The sequence below is a fragment of the Pseudomonas sp. NY15354 genome, assembly GCF_048068075.1.
GTDB lineage: Bacteria > Pseudomonadota > Gammaproteobacteria > Pseudomonadales > Pseudomonadaceae > Aquipseudomonas > Aquipseudomonas guariconensis_C.
Genome location: NZ_JBLUPV010000066.1, coordinates 1 through 1,492 on the forward strand (window position 1 = coordinate 1; position 1,492 = coordinate 1,492).

Annotated in this window: 1 protein-coding gene; it reads left to right on the forward strand. The window is 64.1% G+C overall.

Annotated features, from left to right (window positions below):
- Positions 1 to 1,492, forward strand: a 1,492-nt coding sequence (locus tag ACNFCH_RS25800; protein ID WP_416744494.1) for an aldehyde dehydrogenase family protein, incomplete at both ends; no start/stop codon positions are given.

Consider the following 1,492-nt stretch of genomic DNA (forward strand, 5'->3'; position numbering starts at 1 on the left):
GGCGCGAAAATTTCCTTCAAGAGCCGCTATGGCAACTACATCGGCGGTGAGTTCGTTCCTCCGGTCAAGGGTGAATACTTCACCAACACCTCCCCGGTGAACGGCCAGCCGATCGCCGAGTTCCCACGCTCCACCGCCGAAGACATCGACAAAGCCCTGGATGCCGCCCACGCCGCCGCCGATGCCTGGGGCCGCACCTCGGTGCAAGACCGCTCCAATGTGCTGCTCAAGATCGCCGACCGCATCGAGCAGAACCTCGAGATCCTGGCCATCACCGAAACCTGGGACAACGGCAAGCCGATCCGCGAAACCCTCAACGCCGACATCCCGTTGGCGGTCGATCACTTCCGCTACTTCGCCGGCTGCATCCGCGCCCAGGAAGGCGGCGCCGCCGAGATCAACGAAAACACCGTGGCCTACCACATCCACGAGCCGCTGGGCGTGGTCGGGCAGATCATCCCGTGGAACTTCCCACTGCTGATGGCCGCCTGGAAGCTGGCTCCGGCGCTGGCCGCCGGCAACTGCGTGGTGCTCAAGCCCGCCGAGCAGACCCCGCTGGGCATCGCCGTGCTGATGGAACTGATCGGCGACCTGCTGCCCAAGGGCGTGCTCAACGTGGTGCAAGGCTTCGGCCGCGAGGCCGGTGAAGCCCTGGCCACCAGCAAGCGCATCGCCAAGATCGCCTTCACCGGCTCCACCCCGGTGGGCTCGCACATCATGAAGTGCGCCGCCGAGAACATCATCCCGTCCACCGTGGAGCTGGGCGGCAAGTCGCCGAACGTCTACTTCGAAGACATCATGCAGGCGGAGCCGGCGTTCATCGACAAGGCCGCCGAAGGCATGGTGCTGGCGTTCTTCAACCAGGGCGAGGTGTGCACCTGCCCATCGCGCGCCCTGGTGCAGGAGTCGATCTACCCGCAGTTCATGGAAGTGGTGATGAAGAAGGTCCTGCAGATCAAGCGCGGCGACCCGCTCGACACCGACACCATGGTCGGCGCCCAGGCGTCCGAGCAGCAGTTCGAGAAGATCCTCTCGTACCTGGACATCGCCCAGAAGGAAGGCGCCGAGCTGCTGACCGGCGGCAAGGTGGAGAAACTCGAAGGCAGCCTGGCCACCGGCTATTACATCCAGCCGACCCTGCTCAAGGGCAACAACCAGATGCGCGTGTTCCAGGAAGAAATCTTCGGCCCGGTGGTCAGTGTCACCACCTTCAAGGACGAAGCCGAAGCCCTGGCGATCGCCAACGACACCGAGTTCGGCCTCGGCGCTGGCGTATGGACCCGCGACATCAACCGCGCCTACCGCATGGGCCGCGGCATCAAGGCCGGTCGCGTCTGGACCAACTGCTACCACCTGTACCCGGCCCACGCCGCGTTCGGTGGCTACAAGAAGTCCGGTGTCGGCCGTGAAACCCACAAGATGATGCTCGACCACTATCAGCAGACCAAGAACCTGCTGGTGAGCTACGACATCAATCCGCTGGGCTTCTTCT